The sequence below is a fragment of the Paenibacillus sp. ACRRX genome, from assembly GCF_022346885.1.
GTDB lineage: Bacteria > Bacillota > Bacilli > Paenibacillales > Paenibacillaceae > Paenibacillus_B.
Genome location: NZ_JAKRNK010000001.1, coordinates 1,262,539 through 1,287,826 on the forward strand (window position 1 = coordinate 1,262,539; position 25,288 = coordinate 1,287,826).

Consider the following 25,288-nt stretch of genomic DNA (forward strand, 5'->3'; position numbering starts at 1 on the left):
TTATGGATAGAGAATGATAATAATTATCATTAGCAGTGACAATGATTTTTGAAATGTAAAAAGGCAGCTCTTATCAAGAGAGCTGCCCCATAAACCATTAGACTTTAGCTTCAAACGTCTTGCAGTCCGTTTCTTCCGAGTTGTTAGCCTGTTTGCCACGGTTACTAACGACATATATGGAAGAAGCGTTGCATTTGTTGCCTGGTGCCCAGAACTTACAGTTGTTCACTTCACATAATACATCTTTTGCCATTGTTTCTCACCACCTTCCTATGTAATAGGATGGACGGGATGAGTACCATTTTATACTACAAAGAACCCACCTTTTTGAGATGGGCTCTTTGTGTCGTGTAAATTAAGCAAAAGTTATTCATGTGTGCATGCTGCATTCTCAGTTTCCAGTCAAGATAAAGTGCTGCTGTCAGGCTTGTACCAATTGGGAATGTATGTTCTGAATCCGTCATACCATTCCAGCACCTGCTCAGCCCGTTCCAGCATATTCTTGACTTCTTCTTGTCCAAATGGTATGGCCCAATGAATACTAGAGAGCTGATTGCTTGCCACATATAGTGCCATTAATTTAAAAAATAAATCGGGTACCTGGTTGTGAAAATATCCGTTAATACGTCCCGATGCAAATGAATGACTTTGCCCTGCACACCACGATATTCGATTAAATTCTTGCCACGGATCACCATGTCCCATTCGATTAAAATCGATAATACCTAGTGACCCGGACGGAGTTACAATCATATTTCCAATATGGTAATCGCCATGTTGAAAGGACTGAGGGCGGTTTTCTAATAAATGTCTATTGTGTGAAATGTAATCAACCAGTCGATTAGCACCCTTTAAAGGAATACCGCAGGCGTAATAATTCGATATGTACAAGTCAATTTTGGCGTTGTATGATTCAGCCCACGATTGCCGGCCATCTCCAGCCGGGATTTGATGCATAGTTCTTAACGATTGCCCTGCTTCAATACCTAAATGGTATTGTTGATTAACAGTAAGATGGGGAATGACCTGTTGGGCATCTTCTCCTTCTACCCATGTGTACAGGCCATATACGGTATGACCTTCATTACACACGCCAAAATCCACCGGACGGGACATGATTAGCCCCATCTTTTCCAACTGTCTGATCTCCTCAAATTCTTGTTTTTTGCGGTTAAACATTGTAATATCTGACGTTCTGAGAAGTAAAGACGTGTCATCGTCTGTATGTACGTAATATTTTTTGTCTTTTGACCAGCCTTTGTTGACTTCTTCAACTTTGATCCAATTAAAAGAATTGGGTATGTCCTTAAATGCAGGATTCACTTGTTTGTCACCCCTGTGTTGTTATTTGTTTAAATTTAAAAGTAAGATAGGCGAAAAGTTATAAGTAATGGAATGATCTGATTTAACCCAACAGCTGCGTAATAAGTTTCATTGTAAATGATCAAGTGTAACATGCCCACTTTGTAAAGAGATAAATGACACATTCGAGAAAGGAATATCTAGTAATTACGTGTATAAATACGAAGTTTGTTCATGAATATTTTGCTTTATGGAACTAACTATTCCTTGTATACTCTTATTTAGTCTCCTTAAGAAGTGGTTATAAGACGAAAGTATGGACATTGACCAGAATTGAAGGCTATTGTGCCTTTCATTCTGGTCATTTATATCATTTATGAATAAGGAAGTGGCTCATGTTATACGAGAGGCAAACGCTGCAAAGAAGTACACAAGTGCTTGAGGGTGAAGCTGTTATTGCTGCACTGGAGCAGTCTCTGGCTATGATCGAATTTAATGTACAAGGCGATGTACTGTGGGCGAATCAACTCTTTGCTCAGGCAATGGGCTATCAGGTGGATGAACTGCCAGGCAGACATCACCGACAATTTTGCACGCCCCAATATGTAAATAGCAGTGAATATCATTCGCTTTGGAATAACTTGCGGAGTGGACTTAAGTTTCAGGAGAAAATTATCCGTGTAGCAAATGGCGGACGACTCATTTGGCTTGAGGCAACGTATATGCCGATCCGTAACGAGGACGGGCAAGTGGTAGCCGTACTAAAAGTCGCAACGGACATTACTGCACGTGAAGCAATTGCTAGTCAGGTTACGCACGAATTGCAGCAAATGGCCGCTGACTTGTTGACGCGTACAGAGGACGGTATCAGACGCAGCCAACAAGTAGTTCAGACTATCGACCATGTAGCAGTAGATCATGAAACGAATTTAGAATTTCTTCGTGATCTGGAGCAGCAAACGAACGCTGTGCGTGGCATCGTTAAGACGATCCAGCAATTTGCGACACAGACGAATCTGCTTGCTTTAAATGCAGCGATTGAAGCGGCGCATGCTGGAGAGCATGGCCGTGGATTTAATGTGGTTGCCACTGAAGTACGCAAGTTGGCCCAACACGTTCAAGAATCTGCCAAAGCGATCCAAACAACCGTAAATGGCATATCAGAGCAGGTTCACCGCGTTAATGGAAGTACCACAAATTCTAAGCAGGCGATAAGCAGCAGTCAAGAGGAAATACAGCTGGCTGTGGCGGAATTTGTTGGTATTGGAGAAGCAGCAGTTCGTTTGGAAGCACAAGCACAGGCTTTAAGTAAAATGGTCTAGCCGTAGTCTCTAACAGAACGACAACAAATAGCAGAGGAGGGATTTATGTTGTATCGTCTGCTAGATGTGGTTGGATATGCTGAGGGCGCTGCGCGGATTTCTGAAGTTGCATGCAGCAAACAGGGAGCTCTCTTGCTTGTAGTTGTGTCCGGGAGTGGTAAAGTTCTCGTTAGGAATCGACAACATACCCTAAGTGTGGCTGATATCCTGTTAGTGCCCTCATCAGGCATGCTGGACATTCAGGCAGGGCAATCAAATTCCTTGCAAGTGCTGCTTATTCGCTTCGATTTGCTTGAAGAAGTGAAAGATAGAAGCGGAGATGAGAATAATTTCGTTCGATATCGTTCTGTCAAACCGCGCTGGATTGAAGGTTCAGGGTTACGAATGGACGGGATGCGTCAGGCCTTGATTATGGCTGATCGCCTTCATCAATTATGGACCGCTTCTGATATGCAGTTGGAAGCGCAGTCGGTCTTCTCCGAACTGCTGCTTCTGTGTAAGCAGGCGCACGATCGAGGCATACCGGCTGTCCCGGTGGACTGGATTAAGCAAGTGATGAATTATGTTGAACTTAATTATAATAAGCCATTAAGCCGTTCAGAAGTTGCTGGTGCTATCGGCGTTAGTCCCGATTATTTATCGCGTCGGTTTAAAGAAGAGACCGGGGCTGCCTATTCATCATACGTAGCTAATACAAGAGTTCGTAAGGCCAAAGAGCTGCTGTTGGGCACGCAGATGAGCGTTCAAGATGTTGCAGCAGAGGTGGGGTTCAAAGACCCGCACTACTTAAGCCGCAAGTTCAAACAAATTACGGGTGATGCACCTTCCATATATATCCGTAGGCCGAAAACGATCTTATCATTGGAGCCTGTCTGTACGTCAATGCTGTTGACACTAGAAACACCGCCTTTAGCAGGCGTGATTGAACCTTGGATGAGCAAGCACTTTGACATATTGCTGCAGCAGCATGCTGTTCGTACATTATATGAAGAGGGAAGCGATAAACAACAACTCGTCAGCTCGACCAAGGCGGATATCATTATTGGTTACGACAGCCCTGAATTAACAGATTCATACGACCGGAATACACCTTACATTCCTATTGATTGGCGTCGGACAGCGTGGCAGGAGCAATTTTTTCAGATCGCCGATATGGTTGGTAAGTACCAGAAAGCAACAATGTGGGCACAACGCTATCAAGAGCGGGTGATGAGAAGTCGCGAGCTTTTAAAGCAGCATCTCAACTGGAATGAAACGTTTGCTGTTATCTCATTTGAACACCCAGATCTCGCATACGGGGATGTGAAAATACTTGGTCCTTCTTTTGGTCGGGGCAGTCATGTGCTCTATGATTCGCTGCAGCTAATGCCGCCGATATCCATTCAAAGAGATGTGCTTTATCGTGAGGGATGGCTTGATGTAAATATTAGTGAGCTATATCGATATAAAGCCGATCATATTTGTGTCATTCGTGATCCACATTATGCAGCACGCTCCCATCCCAATACCAACTACGCAAATAACCATCCCGTGTGGAACGACATGCTGCAGCATGCTAAGGGAGTGTATGAATTTCATTTTGAGCATCACCATTTTGATCCAGCAGCGACAGATGTTCAGCTGTATCAAATCGTAAAGCGCATTAGTGAGGTTTTATCCACCCAATAAGGACAGATTATTACATGGACGCTATTCCGCAGCGCTTGTTATAATACATCTTGCATTGATAATGATTTTCAATATTATTAAAACGAGGTGTGTAACATGAACGTAAAGAGGATGTCCACGTTAGCCATTTTACTGCTGCTTGCCTTTGTGACAGCATGTGGAAACAGCACGACGGGTGGCGGCGCCGATGATAAGGCAAGAGATAAAGAATCGGATACACGTAAGTATACATCGAAGCATGGTACTGTTAATATCCCGACACATCCACAGCGTATAGTTGCTGGCGGTCATCTTGGCAGCATGATTGCATTAGGTGTAAAGCCAGTTGGGGCTGTTAAAGAGTGGGAGGCGGACAGTCCGTTTTTAGCAGGCAAAGTAGACGGTATAACAGATATCGGAGATCCGCACAACTTGGAAACCATTGCTGCCTTGAATCCAGACTTAATTGTGCTCAGTGCAGGAGAAGATATGGATTCATTTTCTAAAATTGCACCAACAGTGCTCATCCCGTATCAAGATCTGAAAACGGTAGATGAACAAATTACAATTATAGCAGACTTGTTGGGTAAACAAGAAGAAGGAAAGAAATGGCTCGATCAATTTAATCAAAATGCTGCTGAAGCCCGGCAAAAAGTAACGGCTGCAATTGGTGAGGGACGTTCTGCTGCTATTATTGGTGTGATGGATGGTACCATCGGCGTGCTAGGTGATCGATTTGGCAGAGGGGGACAAGCTCTCTATCATGTGTTGCAGATGGCAAAGCCAGACAAAGTGCAGAAACTAATCGATGGTGACGGCACTGTGGAAGCGATATCGTTAGAACTGCTGCCTGAGGTCACGGCAGACTACCTTTTTGTATCGAGTTTTAATGAGAACGATCCTGCGAAACAAGAAATGATGAAAAGCTCCATTTGGAAGGGGCTTGCTCCGGTTAAAGAGCAGCATGTATTTGAATTGGATCATCAACAGTTCTATTTCTCAGACCCGGTCTCCATTCAGGGACAGCTTAATCTATTTGTAAGTATGTTGACCCAAAAATAAATTGTGGGAAGCGGCATATCAGTTATGAAAAGTCACACGCTGTGTGGCTTTTTTATATGTCATATAGAGGAGTTTAATGTCATTAAATAGAATAATAGAGTACAACGTAAAGGAGCGACAGATTACGAGTAAAAAAGAGGATCTCCCAGGTAAGGTAAGATAACTTTCAATAGTAAGGTTAACTACAAATATGAACAAAGATATTGATAATTATTACGAAAAATGAGCAATCAAGCATGGCTCATTGGATAGCAGTGGACAGAATAAGGGGGATTTAGATGAGACTATGGCATGAACAGCTAATTCCAGTGCTTCCAAGGGCTCAGCTGCTAGGTCAGCATCGCGAATGCGCCGCACTTCGAGGAAATGGCTGGAACAAGAAACATCGAACCGTGGATTATGTTTTTCTGTACAGTCCATTTAAATTATATCTCTATCATGTGCTTATTATGGATGAAATGAAGCAGCGTGGATACCATGTTGATCCGTTGTGGCACGATGCGAACTATCGCGGTAAAATATGCGGCCCATGGGACGGGCTCCCGACTGATGCTCATGACGCAGATACCGTGATTTACCCGGAGCACAATAGGGCTTACTTGGAGGAATGTGTGTCTAATTTGCAGGCCAAAGGCATTACCATATCATTGTAAGTAAACAGGCTAACTTTAGAGTGAAGCGATACTATTTGTGCTGTGGAATAGCATTGTAATTAATGATATAAAAACGATGTAAATGAAAGGGAAAGGGACAACTTGCTGCTAAGGTGCATGCAAGTGTCCCTTTTTGTGGTGTGCTTATCAGTAGGGTTACTTGGGATAATAAGAAAACCCAGGATATTTTACTACCGACCATTTCTCTTTGCGCAGTGCTTGTATGGTATCTGGACCTACATGCAGATTGTGAGCAACTAGTTCAGGAGGTGTAAGGGCCATCCATTGGTTAAGAGACACATCTTGGAATCTGTCGCTTTTGAATAGTTCCAGAAACCAGAGCGACTGAGTGCCTGTATTCTGGATGTAGTGCCCGAAGGCAAATGGAACGTAGCCTACATCTCCGGCCCGATAATCAAATGTTCTCGCGGCCCCATTTCCCGCAAAAACGGTCATTCGACCTTGTCCAGTCAAATAATATTGCCATTCATCATTGTTGGGATGCCAATGCATTTCTCTCATGCCACCCGGAACGACCTCAACTAGAGCGGCCGCTACCGTTTTGGAAATACCGAATAGGGAGGAGTCTACGATCCACACACTACCTCCAGGGAATTGGAGCGGAGGCTGTGTGAGCAATGGGTATGTGAAGGATAGGGGGACCGTTCCGAAAGGAGATGTAATTTTTTGCGATTCTAGCGATCCAGGTACAGAATCTTGATAGATGTAAACCTGTTCACAGGGTATGGTATCAAATGCGCTGATGGGAACACCAAAGTTTCCAGATAGAACATCCCGTGGTGTATGGGCAAACCAATCGGATATCGACAACGTGTTCAAGTCGGAGAAATGTCCATCGTCGAAAACAAGCAGAAACTCACATCCCTCCTCCAAGCCTTGAATGGAATGAGGAATGCCTGGAGGAAAGTACCATAAATCACCAGGGCCGACATCCGCGATGAAATTACGTCCATCTTGGTCTACAGCTGTAATCCGCGCCCTGCCTAAAATCATGTAGGACCATTCTGCTTGTTGATGCCAGTGTAATTCACGAACGCCACCAGGGGTCAGGCTCATATTAACGCCAGCCAGCGTTGTGGCGATGGGTAGTTCTCGAACCGTAATCTCGCGGGACCAACCTCCATGATTTAATTGCATGTGAGTGTCAGAGTATGAAAACCTCAAATTGGGAATAAGCCCCGCATCTGTTACGGGCGGGACAAGCATATCAGGATTCTCACAGTCTCTCATGATGTCACGGGGACCTTTGTCGAACCAACCGGCGCCATCCTCACGTATTGGCTGAGGGATATGGGGAATATTTGCAACATTTCGCCGTGGAGCTTCCATGATGTAAACCTCCTTCATTCATGTCGGCCGTATTACGGGCATGTATGAAACAAAATATGATGATTCTCTATTAAGTATGCAGTTCGCGAAGTGTTTATTTTTCTTTCACCTAAGCATATCTATTTTTGCTTGACAAGTACGATGCCTGCCACAATTATAGCCAGTCCGATCCACGTTTTCCAATTGGGTATTTCTTTAAGAAACAAGTACCCCATGATAATGGAGATCACAATTTCCATACATTTGGCGACGACTAACACGTAACTAAGATTTCCGGTGGATTTGAGGCCGAACTTTACACCATACCCAACACTCAAGTTAGCGATTAGAAACACAGGGATCATCCACAATTGGAACTTCAATGTTGACCAGAAATGGGCGTCAATATGTTTGCCTTGATAGGAAAAGACGAAGTTAATGGCAAAAAGACCTCCGAATAGGAGCATAAGGCTGTACAAGTAATTCATAAGGTCCTCCTTTCTAACGGTTTACTGTGATGCAGGTTCAAAACAGTATTCAATGCACTCATTTGAAGTTAATGTTTCCTGAATCCAACAATTTTATCCTTGTGCATAACGAAGCGGCAAGGTGTTGAGCTTCCTGTTTACTTTTTCATAACCACTTCGACTTCTGATCCTAATAAAATAAAGCGGTGCCCGACAGGAGAGGAAATAGCAAATTTATTCCTCTAATTGAGTCATGCAGGTATACATTTATTTAATAGAAACCTGCTCTATCCGTTAAATACCTTAGACTGAAAGAAAGAAGTGGTAAGATGCAGACCGAACAACATGCAAACACGAAACGAAACACAAGTCGAACAACAACTAGAAAGAAAAAGTGGATAAGAGGATTCATTTGGCTGGGCCTTGTTACTGTGCTTGTACTCAGCGCCTTTGTCTTTCGGAAGCAGCTGGCAGTGTTTACATTTGATGCTTTGATGTCGGGTGTTGTCGAGAATAAACTAAACGAGTCGTACAAGCCTATTGAAGGTAGGCAGGAAGTAGATAGGAAAATTACAGAACCATTCTCAATATTGCTGCTGGGCGTAGACCAACGTGATGATGAGATTGGGCGTGCGGATACAATTATTTATACGATTGTCCGTCCACAGGACAACAAATTACTGTTTGTATCCATTCCACGAGATACATATACGGAAATCGTTGGCCATGGTTCATCGGACAAGATTAATCATGCATATGCATTCGGAAGCGTAAAAGATAATCGGATCGGCGGTCCGCAGATGACAATCGCTACGGTCAGTAAGCTTCTGAATCGAGATATTCATCATTACGCAACGATTAACTTTGAGGGTTTCAAAGACGTTGTAGATACCATGGGTGGAGTAAAGCTGCCAATCTATGAAGATATCATTAATAAAGCAGTTGTTCATGACAAGTTCCGTATTCAAGCTAATAAGCCGTTATACAGTGGACTTGAGGCTTTGAATTATGTGCGTTATCGAGAAGATTCCGATATGAATCGGACTGAACGACAACGTATTTTCCTTAAGGCAATTATGGATCGAGCAATTGAGATGGAGCAGGTAGGCAAAATTACGGAGCTTATGGATATTATGGGTAAAAATTTTACAACAGATATGAAACCGCGCTCCATAATCGAACTTGCCAAATATATGTTTCAAGCAGAGGGGGCCCCATCTATAAGCAGCTATATGCTTCATGGGGACGGCAAACGAATGCATAATATATGGTATTATATCCCTGAGGAAGAGGATATCAACTATATTAAAACACTGACGAACAATTGGTTAAATCCAAATACAGCACCTACGGAACTTATAATTCCTCATTGATGGGGAACTGTTCGACGATGTAGCTATTTCTTTACACCTTAATGGGCTGAAGCGGGACATGGAATACGCCGAAACGATATTCGAAGTCTCTAATAAAAAGCAACGAAATGCACATGTAAGAACAGCTTAGTTCAACTCTTGTGCTATGATTATGTGATTCAAAGGTTTATAGTAAATTACAACTGAACGCAGTCAAAGGAGCTGATTGTATGCTGCCCATGCTGGTTAGAACAGCCGAATATGGCTCTAAGCAAAGAGTTTCAGTGGATCTTTGTTTGGGGCCTACACACAATTAACATGCTGGGGCTCTTTGCTTCTCTATATATGAATTTTGTAATATAGATAGGAGCAAAGAAATGAATTATATCAATGCACAGGAAGTATTGCCGGAAGAGTTGCTGCACGTTATACAACAATATGTACATGGAAGTTATTTATATATACCGATTCGACCAGATGGCAAGAGACGGTGGGGTGAAAGAACAGGCTCAAGACAACTGCTGCAGGAGCGTAATGATGTGATCGCACAGGCATATGCTAATGGGGCCGCGATTCCCTGGCTTGCACAGCACTATTTTTTATCTGAACATAGTATTCGAAGAATTATTCGTGAACACAAACGCGTACAACTTTGATGCGGTATTATGTTCGTCCTTTTATCAGCAGGGCAATTGCTTTAAACTTATGGAGCAGAGCAGTTAATCAAGCAGGAAGGACGTTTATAGCATGAGCAACTACGTTGTACTGAATATTGAATTTGAATATCAAGGTCAGCAGCAGGTTATTTCCCCGGTGTTGATCCAGGATGCGGCAGATACGATCCTTGTTGATTGTGGATATCCTGACTTTTTACCAAAAATAGAAGAAGCAGCCAATCGTCATCACATTAGTGTTGCATCAATTACCAAGCTGATCTTGACACACCATGATATGGACCATATGGGATCACTCGCGGCTTTAAAGCGAGCTTATCCACAACTTACTGTCATTGCACATGAACTTGAAGCGCCTTACATTGCAGGGCAGCGTAAGTCACTGCGTCTTGAACAAGTTGAATCGACATGGGGAGAATTGAGAGCTGAAGATAAGCCCCATGTAGAGCAGCTGATGTTATTGCTGCAGTCGAACGAGCCGGCTGCTGTTGATCAAACGGTCCGCCATCAGGAAAGGCTGCCCTTGTGCAGTGGAATTGAGATTATCCATACGCCAGGGCATATGCCTGGACACATGTCGTTGTATTTGCCAGCAAGTAAGACATTGATTGCAGGAGATGCCGTTGTCATTCAAGAAGGAGGGCTCGCAATTGCGAATCCTGAATTTACCTTGGATCTAGAAGAGGCGGTTCGCTCCGTTCGTCGACTGCTGGATTATAACATCGAACATCTCATTTGCTATCATGGCGGCCTGTATCAAGGTAATGTGAAACAAGCATTAAGAGCACTCCTGCAAGCCTATGATTCATAAATAATGTCGCGTTTTGTATCTATCGATGTATCCCTCTTTATGTTCTCGTTATTTGCGGGCAGATGAAGGGGGATTTTTTAATTGTATTTCGTTTGGGTAGATCTTAAGTTCTATTACCATACGCTTCTATTCGACAATAGCACTTGGGGGAAACTACTTGTACCTAGGTCGCTAATCACATTCGAAATGATGCAGCGCATATAATTGGAGGCCTAATCGTATCGTGATGAAGAGCGCTTCTTATGTAAGTTCGCAGCGCACAACAAACGTTAATAAGGAGAGATGACATTGAGAAAGGGTACACGTACAACATCTAAGCTGATCTCTATCGCGGGCAGTGGATTTGTGATTTTATGTATAGCGACTTTTATGTTGGCATCAGAACTTGCACATGGCAGTGTCAATCACGTATCTGCGCAAGTTATGCAACCGAACATTCTGCTACATGAACCAGTATCTGTCGCACCAATGGATTCAAAGATGATTGCCTGCGGTACAGCATCCTGCTTGAGTAGTGCATTAAAAAAAGTGGTTCCAGGCAGTAGTATTGTGCTTGCACCAGGCACTTACAAAGGCAGTTTTTCTTCTGATGTGAATGGAACAGCAGGGGAGCCCATTACAATTCAAAGTCAAGATCCTGCTCATCCTGCTGTGTTATCGGGGCATTCTACAGGCTCAGGGTATAGTCTGCGCATTCGCGGAGACTATTGGGTTATTCGTGATCTACAAATGACTAATGCTCAGAAAGGGATCGTACTGGATCATTCGGACTACACGCTCATTAGTGATGTTGAAGTATACAATATCGGCTATGAAGGCGTACATTTTCGCGATGGCAGCTCCTACGGTACGATTCAGAACTCTCGTATTCATCATACAGGCAGAACGTCACCGGGATATGGGGAAGGTGTATACGTGGGTTCTGCCGAAGGAGGAGGCTATAATCAAGCCACACACTACAATACGGTTCGGAATGTAATCTTCGGCCCTCACGTAACAGCGGAGCATATCGACATTAAGGAGCGAACAATTGGTACGCTTGTCGAAAATTGTACGTTCTATGGGGAAGGAATTAGCGGCGACAATTATGCCGATAGCTTTATTGATATAAAAGGGAATAACGCGATCATTCGAGGAAATGTGGGGTACCAATCAAATAACAGTAATATCGTGGATGCGTTCCAACTGCATGAGATTGTAGCCGGGTGGGGAGTGGGAGGCAGCGTGACACACAATACCCTGTATTTGGATAACCCGGCAGTATTTCTGCTGGCAGGATACAGTAACACAAGTGCGTTTGCGTCGCAAAATACGCGTAGTCCAGCTGGCAGCATGTACAAAGGGAACATCACAGTTAATTAACCGAGCATGTGCGAGGCTGCTGCCGAAGCACAACCCGAGTTCCGCAACCAGACTAAGGGATTAAGCTATCAATGGTCAGAAGCAACGGATTATCGTTACCCTGTGGAAAGATGTTGGATTTGACTCTTCGGTGTTTCAACCTAGGATGCTTCCTTTACCACGACGATTAACGATTCCCTAAGTGGCAATTTGAACATTCATCAGCGAATGGGCTCGAAAAGAAGTTGATTTGGCACTTCGAAATGGTATTGTTAAAGGCAAAAGTAACAAGTTTGCCCCGCAAACACATGCGACACGAGCGAAGCAACAGTTATGCTGAAGAGATTAATGGATATAGTGGGGAGGACACTGCTTAAGCACATATTGTGATGCAACTTGCTGTTTGAAATGCAATGTGTGGCTCATCTTAGAGCAGCTCAAGTACCATACATAATTCCATCAGCTGATGTATGCCGCGAAGTTGTTGGCGATTGCGCTCATGAATTCGTCTGATCGCTTCTTCAGTCACCTTTCTAGCCTGGTCGATACTGTGGTGCTCCACAGCATCAATAATCTCTTTCACACGCTCCAAATAATACACGGTGCTGCGCAGTGTACGAATAAGCAGTATTTTACGGACATGCATAGGTGTGAACATTCGGTATCCATTTTCCGAGTTCCGTATGGGAATAAGTAAGCCTTCTTTTTCCCAATGGCGAATAGATGAGGTTCTAATGCCTGTAAATTGTGCGACTTCCCCAATTGTCATTTCTGGTTTAAGTTTATGGTTCGCATCGGATGGAAGATGCAGATGCTGCAGCAGCTCAAGTGTCTGGTCTGCGTTCATTTTTTCTTGCTGCAAGTTCGCTTGTTCTTTGTTGACCAGCCAAAAAGCTGCATCTAAATTTGCAGCTTGTAAATGACGCAGTACCTCGCAAGTAATCGCAACCCCGAACCCTGGAAACATGGCGCGCAAACAGCGAAAATAGGACAAATGCAGCTGTGTTTACAGGCGATAGCCATTTGCAGCACGAGCTGGGATGGGGATCACACCCCATGATTCATAATGGCGCAAAGCACTTGTACTAATGTCCAGTTCTTTTGCAATCTCGATTGGTTTGTAGTAACGTATTGGTATCACCCCACACCGTACACATTTGATACTTCACTGTACCAAATGTGTTACAGTGTGGCAAACATTATGTAACACCTCTGCTGCCTCCAAATAAAGTCTGAATCATTGAAACGAATCCCATAGATATGAACCCAAAAGTTTGAAATTTACGAGCTAACAACAAACTATTTACATTTGTGTGATTGTCAGTTGTGCCCGACAAAGAGGTAATAAATCCCCCCTGACCACGGTATTGATGGTGAGGGGGGGGTATTAATTACCGTATCACAGGAGGGTCAGCGAATACTTAGTAGCCACATATCGATCTGCTAATAATTACAAGCAAGATAAACAATACAAGAATGACACCAACACTTGTAAAACCTCCACCACATGCACCGCCAAAACCACGAACCTCAGACACAGACATCCACCTCTCTTGATTGAATTCGTTTCGTTACCGTACAATTGTATGTAGGTGACTTGAATGATGATTGGACGAATGGATAGTATTTAGCAAAAAATCACTTTTATTCAGTCAAGCTACGTCTATTCTCTATCCGAATGGATTTACTTAAAGGGAGATGCGACTATTCACAGACGTCAGTGCATATTGTTAAGCCTCGAATGAATATGCTGCATAATTCCCGCTTCATGAACGCCAGCAGAGATAAGCATCATATCAAATCGTATCCAGGCTATAACGGTAGTCAGTTAACCATTCGATCTAAATTTGAACATGATCTCAGATGCGGGATTTTTCCTTATCTGTATATAACAATGGAGCTAAAGAAAAAATGTGAACGGATATTGTTAGATAAAAGGTTTACCTTTTGCAAAGGAATAAGAACGTGTATGCTGCGATATGACAAATCAAGAAATAAGCCTTCAGGTCTATTAGGAGCAATCGTGAAAGTGGAAGATGTTGTCGCCGCTGTTTGTAAATAATTCGCTTAATGCGTGTTGAATCGACAGTTTACACGTCACCTGGACAAGTGTGTAGGGCTAAATAACCATATATCACCGATTATCTCTGATTCGGGGAGATGCTCAGTAATCTGAATAAAAGAGAGTCTATCAATTAAAAATCTGTGTCAAGATGTGTGAGCTCTTGTTTGTTAAAATTATATTAAATGGGTTGACACTGCATTTTTGATGACATAGTCTACAAGTAGAAATTTATCTGGCCAGAAGATTTCTGAGTTTGTATAAACTCTACTTGAGAGGAATGAATAATGAAGATGAAGAAGTTTTGGTTCCTTGCGTTGTGCACACTGCTGCTGATGGCAATGCCTGTGCAGGCTGGTGCTAGTTCAAACGACAAACTGTTGGATCAAATCATTTCTCTCCATGGTAACGGCTTAACGAAGCAGGAGTTGAAGAAAAGTATTGTTCAGATGACGAAAGAAACTCGATTGAGCGAAAAACAAGTATCTGAACAAATTTATAAAGAATTAGTATCGAAGCAATCCGGACAAGTAAATACATTGTCAGCAGGCGGTGGAAGCGGCGGCAATTATCCACTTGATCCAAGTCGAAAAGGCACTTTTTTCTTTCAGCCAGCATCCACACTTGGTATACCGCATGGACATGTCGGCTTCTATTACTCTAATAGCGAAATCGTAGAATCACACATTGATGGTGGAGTACGGAAAGTAAGCGTTTCCAGTAGAAATGTGGCCAGCGGTGCCCGAATTCAAGCTGTCAATGTCACGACCAAAGCGCAAGATGAGCTCGCTGCAGACTGGGCCAATGGCAAATTAGGCGGCTCTTACAACCTTAATTTCTTCAACAATCGCTCCTGTACAGGCAAATCCTTTAATTGTTCGCAGCTAGTCTGGTGCGCATTCAAGGAAAAAGCCAACATTGACATCGATCAAGACGGTGGTTGGGGGGTTTACCCAGTTGATATTCGTGATTCAAATAAAGTAAGCACGCTTAAAACATATTAGTCATTCGTATTAAACATTAAAGACTGGTAATAAGGTTTGGGCGTGAGTCTGAACCTTATTACTACCCAATACCTCAATCTGTACCTCGAGCATAACCACACAGACCACACTATTTTAGATTCCTTTTACCCTCTTTTTACAGTGTGTATAGTTATCATCCCTAAAATCGTGAACAGGAGTAACCACATGAGATTTATGTATAGTTGTAAGCTTGTCAGATTTGTTGCCTGTATTGTCCTCTGTGCAGCTATTGTTGGTACGATGGGTGGATGCGGCAGTGCACCGTTGACTACAACGCCAGAGTACAGAGGTAACCCGTTAGCAGCCCTCTATTATTCGACTGACTTGCCGCACGAGAAGTTAGGGGACGGATTAAGTTATGTGTTTCTCATTGATCAGCAAGGCGCACTACTTACACTCCCTTATCGCGGGTTAGAATTAAATTCGCTTATCCCTTTCGAGAGCAGCTTACTATTGCATCAAAAAAAGCAGCTGCTAGCGATTCAAGATACAAAGTCTACTACGTCAGCGTCTTATGAGGATGCGTGTAAGGTGTACGCAGGATATGGACAGTCTTCAGGGCGGATAAACGTCAACAATATGTATTATGCATTATTTAATGGACGCTTCAGCGATGATCGACAGCACTACATTTCTACAATGCGATGGGGCAATGAATCCAATCATTATTGTCAAGATCTGAATGATTATATTGAAGTGTCGGGGGACGATGGAGCAGACGTCTACTTTATCTCATCGGATGCAGGAGATTCAAGTATTAAATCTTTCAACAAAATGTCTATTCAAGGGGAACGGGTCAAATCAGAGAGATCTTTTCTGGAACGAAGTAAAGTGGACGGCCGGTTCATGTTCACTAAACTAATAGCAGATGGTCCTAACATGCTGGGCATTTATGCAGATTTATTGGAGGACAAAGTTCAGCTAAATCTTATGCAGATAGACAAGAAAAATAAGTCTGCTGTTCAAAAGTACTCGCTGCTGCAATATGACGGCAGCAACACACATTATTACTTTTTTAACAAAGAGAGTATCTATGTCAAAGGGAGAGATGTCTATTTCGTTGACGGATATGGCGATGTATACGCTTATAATCTGACCGGGAAACGTTTAGAACTTAAATTCCATCTCAAAGATTATACGCGTGAGTCTCAACTACAAGATGAAATGGTATATTTCTATCAAGATTACTTATATTTCTACCGCTTTAATTCTAATACCTCACAACATCAGATTGAACAATATAACCTGCAAGGCGATATTATAAAGACGGTTAACCTTCCAGATTTGAGCAAGCAGCTAGGACAAAATACCATGTTTTTATACGATTTTAAAATACTGAATCTCTAATGGGTGCACATGCAGACTTGATGTCCAACCAACCCTGCATCATGATTTCCCCTCAGACATGACTGAGCATTGAGCGTAACATCCAGCATGCAGAAAGAGGATAGGATTTGGGGGATGTTAGCATTACGATCAATACCTGAGGGGATCTGGTTAACAAAGTGGATATGTGGAGTTAGATGAGAAACGGGAATCCGAAGAAGGGGCATGCAAATAAGAGGGCAATAAAGGCTAGAGATATAATAAATCCCCCGCCTCCAAATCCGCAGCATGGAAAAAACGAAGAAACAGACGCTTTGTCACGGAGTTGAGAGAGTCTAGCCTTAGCCTTGGTTCGCCCTGTAGGTACGGTTTGGGCACCTTTAAAGCTATCTCTGAAATATAACTTGCCGTCTCGAACATCGGTTACTGTCCCGTAAATACAAGTTCCGTCTTGTTGGACTGCCCAAATTGTTTTTCCGATATAAGAACGAATGTTGGCTTCTACGACAGGTATTGAATGCATGTTACGATCACCTCTTTTCGAGTAAAGTGCTCTACTATACATGTGTATGATGATAGGGTGCATACGGTTTGGACGAATGGGGATCGTCAATTACAATAACGGCAAAATCTCTCTCCAAACGGCGTCTAGTATGTCCTGCATGCGATCTTCCTCACTATTAATAGCTATGACGGCTTCGTAATCAGGAAGGATGATACAGAATTGCCCATGCGCTCCGTCTGCTCGATAAGCCCCGTGTAGACACCTCCAAAATTGATAACCGTAACCTAAGCTCCAATCGACACTCCCTTTATTTTCAATCTGTTTAGCGGATGCTTGCTGTATCCAATGTGCAGGCACGAGCTGCTGCCCTTCCCAAGTGCCATTCTGCAAAAGAAGCTGGCCAAATCGACCCAGTTCCTCCGTACTAATCTTCAGTCCAGCACAGCCCAGTGTAATGCCAAGGGGGGATGTTTCCCAGGACACATCCTGAATCCCCAGTGGCTCAAATAAACGCGGCGTTAAATAAGACTGCACCGATTCACCGACAGCAGCCTGCACCAACGCTGAAATCATAAACGTATCACCGCTGCTGTAAGTAAATTGCTCACCTGCAGGTCTGTCCAGCGGCTGTGACAAGTAATATTTGACCCAGTCCTTTTCGGTTAAGTATGCTCTCTCCTCAGCCCGTAGCGGGGGGACATCATGTCCAGAAGACATGCGGAGCAGGTCACGCAGCGTAAGTTGGTAGGGATGAAGGGGAGAGTCGTTCTCCATATAAGGTGAAGAAGGAGCACGGAGGAATTCTCCTAATCTCGTGTCAAGCGTGAGCTTGCCCTCCTCAATTGCCAGACCAACAGCCATTGAAGTAAATGATTTACTGACCGAATGCTGTAATCGTCGGACATCTGCTGTTAAATCCCATTTTGCGCACAAAGTGCCTTGCGTCAGCATTCGAACGGAGAGAACTTGCAACTGCTCAGCGGTTATACGATTCACAAAGCCAGTTAATATATTCGTCATGATTTCTTCTTCTTTCTTACTTCATTTTATGTAATAGAAACGTTTTTACTAAAGTGGTTATCTGGATATGTAGCCATCTTACAACTCTCCTGCTAGAGTGTCAACGAAATAATAGCAAGCGCTTTCATTTGCTTAAAACTATTAATAAATGGTTTAAATAACAATTAAATAGAAAAAACAACGTAATAAAAATCATATTCTTTCCTGGTTAATAAAAAAGATATTGACAGCGGCCCACATCTGGAACTATGATTTAGTCGAAACGATTCGAATAAATCGCTTTCATGTCTGAAAGATATGTTTTTATCTTTTTTTTCGTGAGCAGAAGGCGGTATCTACAGCGGCTGACGAGCACGCCAACATATACAAATATAGGGGATTGCAACAGAAGCCGGCGATTTTAAATTAAGTAAAATGAAAGGGATTACATATGGCGCATATAACGATAGAAACAGGTTCAAATACGTTATGCATGTCAACAAGCATCCATGTCGTCTATCCCTTAGAGTCACGCCATCCATCAAGCAGCACGCTTTATCTGCTGCACGGCGCTGGTGACAATGCAAGTACTTGGCAGCGATTGACGACTATTGAAATGTATGCACAGCAGTACGGTTGTACGGTCATAATGCCGGAAGCTAATCGAAGTTACTATACGGATATGATGTATGGATTAAATTACTTTCAGTTTATTACAGAGGAGCTGCCCGAATTGTGTGGGCAACTGCTTCATCTGAACTCTGATCCGGAAAGGACATATGTCGCCGGATTATCCATGGGCGGGTATGGTGCTTTGAAATGTGCCCTTACGTATCCGAAGCGTTATGCCAAAGCAGTGTCGTTATCAGGAGTGACGGATATTAAAAGGCGACTCCGAGATCCTGAGATGCCGCAGGGCATGGTGAAAGAAATGCAGGCTATATTTGGGCGAGAGTTAACGATATCTCATGATCAGGATTTATACGCATTGGCGGCTGGGCAAAAAAGTGATAGACATCCACTTCCATCGCTCCTGTGCTGCTGTGGATCAAGTGATCCGTTTATAGACATGAATCGCGATTTCGCCGCTTACATGACGGATAAGGCATTTGATTTCAATTATGTGGAAGGCCCTGGAGGCCATGATTGGCTGTTCTGGGAGAAGCACTTAAAGACCACATTTGATTTTTTGTTTGACCGTAACACAGAGATAGAGAGGGGAGATGCGTTTTGAAATCTGCTGCTTTAGAGGGGCCGGGGAGAAATGGTAAGGGACGTTCTAAATTAGGGTCACTTTTCATTGAGATGTGGAAACATCGTATGGTCTACACGTTGCTGCTTCCCGGATTAATTTGGTTAGTGCTGTTTGCTTATCTGCCTATGGGAGGCTTGTCACTGGCTTTTAAAGAGTACAAAGCGAATCTAGGCATCTGGGGAAGTCCTTGGGTCGGATTGGAAAACTTCAAGTATGTATTTCGTGATCCGGCGTTTCTTGATTCCTTATGGAGAACGTTATATATCAACATTGTTAAGCTGGTGATTCAGTTCCCGTTCCCCATTCTGTTAGCGCTGATGCTTAACGAACTGCGAATGCGGCGGGCAAAGAAATGGTTCCAGACTGTGCTTACGTTTCCGCACTTCTTATCCTGGATAATCGTATCAGGGGTTGTCATAAATGTACTTGCTTATGACGGGCTTCTAAACAGCACGTTGACGATGCTTGGATTGCCAACGATTAATTTCCTGGGCTCCGAAAGTATGTTTGTACCGATGATCATTTTTACAGATATATGGAAATCAACGGGATGGGGTGCCATCATTTATTTAGCCGCTATCTCGGGCATTGATCAGGACCAATACGAATCAGCTGAGATTGATGGTGCTTCTCGCATGCAGCAAATGTTCCGCATTACACTGCCTAACATTTTGCCTACAGTGACGATTATGTTTATTTTGTCGGTTGGTGGATTGATGTCGTCGGGCTTTGATCAGATCTTTAACTTGGCAAATGCAGCAACTAAGAATGTGTCGGAAGTATTGGATGTGTACATTTATCGGATTACGTTCCAATCTGCAACCGATTTCTCATTCTCAACTGCGGTGAGCTTATTCCGTTCGCTTGTAAATATGGCGCTGCTGCTGCTTGCTGATAGGGTTGCTAAGATGATGGGCGGAGACGGTCTATTCCGATAAGAAAGGGGCGCAAGAGATGAGTAAAAAAGGAAAACGGTCTGGGTTTCGCAAAGGCAAGATGACGGCCCTTGACTATTTAATATTTGTTGTGTTGTTGGTTGTGGGCTTAATGATTCTGATTCCGTTCTGGAACGTCATCATGATCTCATTCTCGACGCAGAAAGAATATGCCGACAATCCATTGATGCTGTTCCCGAAAAATCCGACACTTGCTTCCTATAAAGCGCTGTTTGCGGACGGTAGTATATTGGTTGGATACTGGAACACGTTTAAGCTGCTTATTGTAGGTCTGCCATTAAGTTTATTCTTGACGAGCAGTATGGCGTATGGACTAAGCAGAGCGAAGTTTCCAGGAAAGAAGATCATTTTCTTCTTAGTCCTCTTTACGATGATTTTTAACGGCGGTATTGTACCGCTTTATCTAGTTATGAAATCGATGCATCTTACAGGTACGTTGTGGTCTGTTATATTTGCTGGCAGCTTTAGCGCATTTAACATGATTCTGATGATGAATTACTTCCAGAGCTTGCCGGAATCATTGATGGAATCTGCCCGACTAGATGGGGCTGGAGAATGGAGAATTATGCTGACAGTTGTTTTGCCGTTAGCTGCGCCTATTATGGCCACGATTACGTTGTTCTACGGCGTCGCGTATTGGAACAGTTGGTATGATGCCATGATCTTCCTGCGCAAAGCAGATCAGCTTCCGCTTCAGAATGTCTTACGAGCCATTATTGTCGAATCGTCCACCAACGCTTCGAACGCCGCCAGTGTAGATTCGGTTGGCAAGCAAGGATTCTCAACGGGGATGAAGATGGCTGCGGTCTTTGTGACCATGGTACCGATTATGTGCTTCTTCCCAATGCTTCAAAAGCATTTCGCTAAAGGGGTATTAACAGGGGCTATTAAAACCTGATTAATGCGATATAGGTTTTTGTAACAAAAATCTAATCAACAAGGGGCGCAAAAACATGGAAACAAGTAAAAAATTGTCATGGAAATCAGTTCTGGCCATCACAATGTGTGTGGTCATGCTGATGGCGACAGCATGTTCAAAGCAAGAAGCGCAGGGTGGAAATGAGAAAGACAGCAACGGAGCTTACAAAGATAAGTTGAAAATTTCCGTTGCAAGTACGCTTCAGCTTAAAGATGGCCAGTTGGACAATGAGTTTCACAAATTCTGGATGGATAAATTCAATCTCGATTGGGATTACAACTTTGTGGAATGGGACTCTTGGGGGGAGAAGCTTCGCCTGTGGATTAACTCAGGAGACTTGCCTGATGTAGCAACCTGGAATTATATTCATGGCGATGCAATGAACTATATTGATCAAGGCTTGTTCTACAAGTTTCCTGATGATTGGAAAGAGCGCTGGCCAAATGTCGCTGCTGCATACAAATTGACAGGGTTAGGCGACAAATTGGAAGAAATGAAAGGCGGCACATATCTCTTGCCACGTCCGGTGTATTACGATAATAAACCGGCTGATCCGCTGACGAATCAGATCGGAGTTATCGCTCTGCGCAAGGACTGGGCGAAAGCAGTAGGCTTTGAATTAAAAGACGTTTATACGACAAAAGAACTGATGACATTTGCCAAATTGGTGAAAGAAAAAGATCCTGGAAAAGTGGGTTCTAAATTAGTGCCGATCTCTTACAATGCAGCTGATGCGTTGACGAATATCATCATGCCAAACAGTGAACATGCCAAAGTGGAATCGGCTTTCTATAAGGGTGATGATGGAAAATATCACTGGGGACCTGCAGATCCAGAGACACTTACCGGCTTAAAGCTGATGCAGGAATCTTACAAAGAAGGCCTGCTTAATCCTGAGTTCTACACTTGGAAAAACAATGAAGGCAACGATAACTTCCGTGTAAAAGGCGCTGCTGCGGTGACCAGTGTTGGGGGATTAGCTTCATTCCGAACAGATGTAGACACCAACATGAAAAAGAACTTGAACATCGAGAGTGACGAGGTCGTTCAGACAGCAATTGTGTTAGGTGAAGATGGAAAATATCGCAACCTAGAACAAGCTAACTTCTGGTCAGCATTGATCTTCTCGCCTAACATCAGCACAGAGAAATTCGAACGTGTCATGGATTTATTGGATTATTCCACTTCCAAAGATGGACAAATGCTGCTGAACATGGGATTCGAAGGCAAGGACTGGAAATACGACGATAATAAAGAACTCGTAAGCTTGCTGCCGAAAGGCAAAACGTTGGATGATCTTTACCCAGCTCGCTTTGAAGGACTTTACCTGTTGGGTGATGACTTCAGCATGATCAACCCGGCTATTAAAAAGGAATACCGTGACAGAGCAGTTCTTCACTTCAAGGAGAAAGCAAAACTTGGCAAAGAAGGCGGCAGATTGGCTGAATACGATTGGACCGTGCAATTGTATGATTCTAAAGTGAAAAATCAGGCTACTTTTGACTATGAAAAAGAGTATACGAACCTGATTTTGCAAAGTGGAGATCTAGAAGCGAACTGGAAGAAATGGGTTGACAGCAAGCAGTCGCTTGTACAACCGGTATTGGACGAATTAAATAATCTAAAGTAATTCGCCACTAAATTACAAGTCGAGCTGGCCAAAGGCTTATGCCAACGGTCCAAGTCTATTGAACCCGGTGTACTCAGCATCATTAGATGCAGCCGGGTTCTTCTCTTCAAAGCAGCAAACCGCTAGGCAAGTAATGTGAGGTATGCCAAGCTTCTGATTGAGGTAGTTGCACAACGTCTGTCCGAAGGTATTCTACTGTAATTTTGTAAATCAGTAGAGATCAGAAATTGGAAGGCTGCGATGGGCATTGTGCAAGTTCCTGAGAAAGGAGAAGACAGATGTACTTCATCCCGTTTTCAACTCGAATATTTACTTGTTCTACAAATACAGCAGTGGAGGAAATAACATGAATAACCAGCAATTAACGGCTTTGTTACAACAAATGACTTTGGAAGAGAAAGTGGCGCAGCTATTGCAGCTTACGGCTCATCTACATGAGGGTGCTGGAAGTGAAGGCCAAGTGACTGGTCCGATGGAGGAAATGGGAATTACAGAACAAATGGTTTCAGCCAGCGGATCTGTTCTTGGATTGTCAGGTGCGAAAGCCATTATCAATGTACAGCAGAATTATCTAGAGAAAAGTAGATTAGGTATTCCGTTGATGTTTATGGCAGACGTTGTACATGGCTTTAAGACGATCTTTCCAATTCCGCTTGCCATTGGCTGCTCTTGGGACATACAGCTTGCAGAGAAAAGCGCTGCGATCGCCGCGAAAGAATCTGCTGTATCCGGTATCCATGTGACATTTGCACCGATGGTGGACCTCGTGCGAGATCCACGTTGGGGACGTGTGATGGAGACGACAGGCGAAGACCCCTATCTAAATAGCTTATTTGCACGGGCATTTGTACGCGGCTATCAGGGGCAGGATGAATTAAAGGAGAACACGGATCATATGGCTGCGTGCGTAAAGCACTTTGCTGCTTATGGGGCACCTGAAGGTGGTCGCGAATATAACACGGTCGATATGTCTGAAAGACAACTGCGAGAGTATTATTTACCTGCGTATAAAGCGGCATTGGACGAAGGCTGTGAGATGGTAATGTCGTCCTTTAACACGGTTGACGGCATCCCGGCTACGGGGAATGAGAAGTTGATGAGAGGCATCCTGCGTGATGAGTGGGGCTTTGAAGGTGTCATTATTTCGGACTGGGCCTCCATTCGGGAGATGATCGCACATGGCGCGGCTGCAGACGATTGTGAGGCAGCATACCGTGCGATGCGTGCAGGCATTGATATTGAAATGATGACTCCTTGTTATGTGCGTCACCTGCCAGAGTTGGTACAGAGTGGGCAGATTGAGGAAGCGCTTATAGATGAAGCGGTGCTGCGGATTCTACAGCTGAAGGAAAAGCTCGGCCTGTTCGACAATCCGTTCCGTGGGGCAGACCCTGAACGTGAGAATGAAGTGCTCTTCTGTGAGGAGCATCGACAAGCTTCTTATGACCTCGCGGCGAAGTCATGCGTATTGCTCAAAAATGATCACGTCCTTCCCCTGCAGCCAGATACCAAGGTGGCCTTGATTGGACCATTTGCAGACAGTGATGACATTTTGGGCTGGTGGTCTTGTGTTGGCCTCAAAGAGGATGCGACGAAGCTAAGCACTGCATTGGCAGAACGAATGCAGGAGGGATCACTTCGGATTGCAGCTGGATGCAGCCTGAACCAAATTTCTACGGAGCATGTGTCGATTGCACTTGAAGCTGCACAAACTGCAGACGTCATCGTACTTGCACTCGGTGAGGATTCAGCGATGAGTGGTGAGGGCGGCTCCCGAACAGATATCCATCTACCAGCCGCACAACTGGAATTGATCAAGCAGCTAAAAACTTTAGGCAAACCGATGGCTGCCGTTATCTTTAATGGCCGTCCGCTTGATCTGCACGGGGTGATTGATGAGGTAGATGCGGTGCTTGAAGCATGGTACCCAGGCAGCGAAGGCGGTGCTGTTGTAGCAGATATTTTGCTTGGCCATGTGAATCCGTCCGGACGGTTGACGATGTCGTTCCCACAATCCGTAGGACAGGTGCCAGTTTATTACAACCACTTTAATACAGGTCGTCCGCTTGATCCGTTAAAGCTGGAGGAACGATATGTATCGAAGTATATCGATAGCGCAAACGAGCCGCTGCTGCCATTCGGATTTGGTCTGTCCTACACAACGTTTGCGTATAGCGAGCTATCATTCTCCAATAAGGAGATGACCGTAAACCAACCACTTTCTATCAGTGTAAAAGTAACGAATACCGGCTTAGCTGCTGGAGTGGAAACCGTTCAACTTTATGTTCGCGATGTAACTGGTGAAGTTGTTCGTCCACTACGTGAATTAAAAGGATATGAGCAGCTTGAACTTGCACCTGGCGAAAGTCGTGTTGTAACGTTCCAACTGACGGAAGATCAGTTGCGATATCACCATTCTGATCTGCGTTTTACAAGTGATCCAGGCACATTCCACGTGTATGTTGGCGCTAACAGCCGTGACGCACTGATGAGTTCGTTTACGCTTGTCTGATTCGGATCATCGAACAGCATAAGCGCTCGTAATACAGTGGGGCGCTCAATTGTAAAAACCATGCAATTATATTCATATATAGATTTTCATATATAGATATTCAGAGATAGACATTCAGGCTAGGAGCTAGGAGGAATGA

At 43.8% G+C, this 25,288-nt stretch carries 23 protein-coding genes and 1 pseudogene; 16 read left to right on the plus strand and 8 right to left on the minus strand.

The window, feature by feature from the left end:
* Positions 1-97: 97 nt before the first annotated feature.
* Both MH117_RS05710 and MH117_RS05715 read right to left on the minus strand, forming a co-directional pair.
* Complete coding sequence (locus tag MH117_RS05710) at positions 98-253, minus strand: DUF1540 domain-containing protein (RefSeq protein ID WP_239327664.1); 156 nt, start codon at positions 251-253, stop codon at positions 98-100.
* 149 nt (positions 254-402) lie between these two features.
* Positions 403-1,323: an aminoglycoside phosphotransferase family protein gene (locus tag MH117_RS05715; protein WP_239327665.1), complete on the minus strand. Its 921-nt coding sequence runs from the start codon at positions 1,321-1,323 to the stop codon at positions 403-405.
* 374 nt (positions 1,324-1,697) lie between these two features.
* Between MH117_RS05715 and MH117_RS05720 the strand changes: the two genes are divergently transcribed.
* The 4 genes from MH117_RS05720 to MH117_RS05735 all read left to right on the plus strand — a co-directional run bounded on the left by MH117_RS05720 (position 1,698) and on the right by MH117_RS05735 (position 5,986).
* Positions 1,698-2,624, plus strand: a complete 927-nt coding sequence (locus MH117_RS05720) for a methyl-accepting chemotaxis protein (RefSeq protein WP_239327666.1) — start codon at positions 1,698-1,700, stop codon at positions 2,622-2,624.
* A gap of 48 nt (positions 2,625-2,672) precedes the next feature.
* Positions 2,673-4,292, plus strand: a complete 1,620-nt coding sequence (locus MH117_RS05725; RefSeq protein ID WP_239327667.1) for a helix-turn-helix domain-containing protein — start codon at positions 2,673-2,675, stop codon at positions 4,290-4,292.
* Between the two features lie 96 nt (positions 4,293-4,388).
* On the plus strand, positions 4,389-5,333 hold the full coding sequence (locus MH117_RS05730) for an ABC transporter substrate-binding protein (protein WP_239327668.1): 945 nt from the start codon (positions 4,389-4,391) through the stop codon (positions 5,331-5,333).
* Positions 5,334-5,611: 278 nt separating this feature from the next.
* Positions 5,612-5,986 (plus strand): TIGR02328 family protein, encoded by a 375-nt coding sequence (locus MH117_RS05735; RefSeq protein ID WP_239327669.1) that lies wholly within the window; start codon positions 5,612-5,614, stop codon positions 5,984-5,986.
* A 156-nt stretch (positions 5,987-6,142) separates the two neighbouring features.
* Here MH117_RS05735 and MH117_RS05740 read toward each other — a convergent pair whose 3' ends face one another.
* Positions 6,143-7,336, minus strand: a complete 1,194-nt coding sequence (locus tag MH117_RS05740; RefSeq protein WP_239327670.1) for an oxalate decarboxylase family bicupin — start codon at positions 7,334-7,336, stop codon at positions 6,143-6,145.
* A 119-nt stretch (positions 7,337-7,455) separates the two neighbouring features.
* Positions 7,456-7,803, minus strand: a complete 348-nt coding sequence (locus MH117_RS05745; RefSeq protein WP_239327671.1) for an EamA family transporter — start codon at positions 7,801-7,803, stop codon at positions 7,456-7,458.
* 308 nt (positions 7,804-8,111) lie between these two features.
* Between MH117_RS05745 and MH117_RS05750 the strand changes: the two genes are divergently transcribed.
* The 5 genes from MH117_RS05750 (at position 8,112) to MH117_RS26790 (ending at position 12,300) form a co-directional block, all read left to right on the plus strand.
* The gene (locus tag MH117_RS05750) at positions 8,112-9,155 is read left to right on the plus strand and encodes an LCP family protein (protein WP_239327672.1); all 1,044 of its coding nucleotides are present in this window, start codon (positions 8,112-8,114) and stop codon (positions 9,153-9,155) included.
* 356 nt (positions 9,156-9,511) lie between these two features.
* The gene (locus MH117_RS05755) at positions 9,512-9,790 is read left to right on the plus strand and encodes a CD3324 family protein (protein ID WP_239327673.1); all 279 of its coding nucleotides are present in this window, start codon (positions 9,512-9,514) and stop codon (positions 9,788-9,790) included.
* Between the two features lie 91 nt (positions 9,791-9,881).
* Positions 9,882-10,619, plus strand: a complete 738-nt coding sequence (locus MH117_RS05760) for an MBL fold metallo-hydrolase (RefSeq protein WP_239327674.1) — start codon at positions 9,882-9,884, stop codon at positions 10,617-10,619.
* A gap of 288 nt (positions 10,620-10,907) precedes the next feature.
* Positions 10,908-11,981, plus strand: coding sequence for a right-handed parallel beta-helix repeat-containing protein (locus MH117_RS05765; protein WP_239327675.1), 1,074 nt, complete (start codon positions 10,908-10,910; stop codon positions 11,979-11,981).
* 199 nt (positions 11,982-12,180) lie between these two features.
* Positions 12,181-12,300 carry an S-layer homology domain-containing protein gene (locus MH117_RS26790; protein WP_481857246.1) on the plus strand — a complete coding sequence of 40 codons (120 nt, stop codon included), beginning with the start codon at positions 12,181-12,183 and terminating at the stop codon, positions 12,298-12,300.
* A gap of 87 nt (positions 12,301-12,387) precedes the next feature.
* Here MH117_RS26790 and MH117_RS05770 read toward each other — a convergent pair.
* Positions 12,388-13,092: pseudogene (locus MH117_RS05770) on the minus strand (TioE family transcriptional regulator).
* A 289-nt stretch (positions 13,093-13,381) separates the two neighbouring features.
* On the minus strand, positions 13,382-13,504 hold the full coding sequence (locus MH117_RS05775; RefSeq protein WP_481857230.1) for a sporulation protein YjcZ: 123 nt from the start codon (positions 13,502-13,504) through the stop codon (positions 13,382-13,384).
* An 805-nt stretch (positions 13,505-14,309) separates the two neighbouring features.
* Here MH117_RS05775 and MH117_RS05780 point away from each other — a divergent pair.
* Both MH117_RS05780 and MH117_RS05785 read left to right on the plus strand, forming a co-directional pair.
* On the plus strand, positions 14,310-15,026 hold the full coding sequence (locus MH117_RS05780; protein WP_239327677.1) for a YiiX/YebB-like N1pC/P60 family cysteine hydrolase: 717 nt from the start codon (positions 14,310-14,312) through the stop codon (positions 15,024-15,026).
* 186 nt (positions 15,027-15,212) lie between these two features.
* A complete protein-coding gene (locus MH117_RS05785) occupies positions 15,213-16,394 on the plus strand; it encodes a hypothetical protein (protein ID WP_239327678.1) in 1,182 nt (393 codons plus the stop codon).
* Between the two features lie 172 nt (positions 16,395-16,566).
* Here the strand turns inward: MH117_RS05785 and MH117_RS05790 are convergent, their stop codons facing one another.
* Together MH117_RS05790 and MH117_RS05795 are read right to left on the minus strand one after the other, a co-directional pair.
* Positions 16,567-16,896 (minus strand): hypothetical protein, encoded by a 330-nt coding sequence (locus MH117_RS05790; protein WP_239327679.1) that lies wholly within the window; start codon positions 16,894-16,896, stop codon positions 16,567-16,569.
* 90 nt (positions 16,897-16,986) lie between these two features.
* A complete protein-coding gene (locus tag MH117_RS05795) occupies positions 16,987-17,898 on the minus strand; it encodes a serine hydrolase domain-containing protein (protein WP_239327680.1) in 912 nt (303 codons plus the stop codon).
* 472 nt (positions 17,899-18,370) lie between these two features.
* Here MH117_RS05795 and MH117_RS05800 point away from each other — a divergent pair, with 472 nt between their 5' ends.
* The 5 genes from MH117_RS05800 to MH117_RS05820 all read left to right on the plus strand — a co-directional run bounded on the left by MH117_RS05800 (position 18,371) and on the right by MH117_RS05820 (position 25,149).
* Complete coding sequence (locus MH117_RS05800; protein WP_239327681.1) at positions 18,371-19,111, plus strand: alpha/beta hydrolase; 741 nt, start codon at positions 18,371-18,373, stop codon at positions 19,109-19,111.
* Positions 19,108-20,070: an ABC transporter permease gene (locus MH117_RS05805; RefSeq protein ID WP_239327682.1), complete on the plus strand. Its 963-nt coding sequence runs from the start codon at positions 19,108-19,110 to the stop codon at positions 20,068-20,070. Before MH117_RS05800 ends, MH117_RS05805 begins: the two co-directional genes overlap by 4 nt.
* A gap of 16 nt (positions 20,071-20,086) precedes the next feature.
* Complete coding sequence (locus tag MH117_RS05810; protein ID WP_239327683.1) at positions 20,087-20,986, plus strand: carbohydrate ABC transporter permease; 900 nt, start codon at positions 20,087-20,089, stop codon at positions 20,984-20,986.
* A gap of 55 nt (positions 20,987-21,041) precedes the next feature.
* The gene (locus MH117_RS05815) at positions 21,042-22,637 is read left to right on the plus strand and encodes a type 2 periplasmic-binding domain-containing protein (protein WP_239327684.1); all 1,596 of its coding nucleotides are present in this window, start codon (positions 21,042-21,044) and stop codon (positions 22,635-22,637) included.
* A gap of 346 nt (positions 22,638-22,983) precedes the next feature.
* Positions 22,984-25,149: a glycoside hydrolase family 3 N-terminal domain-containing protein gene (locus MH117_RS05820; RefSeq protein WP_239327685.1), complete on the plus strand. Its 2,166-nt coding sequence runs from the start codon at positions 22,984-22,986 to the stop codon at positions 25,147-25,149.
* The last annotated feature ends 139 nt before the right edge of the window (positions 25,150-25,288 follow it).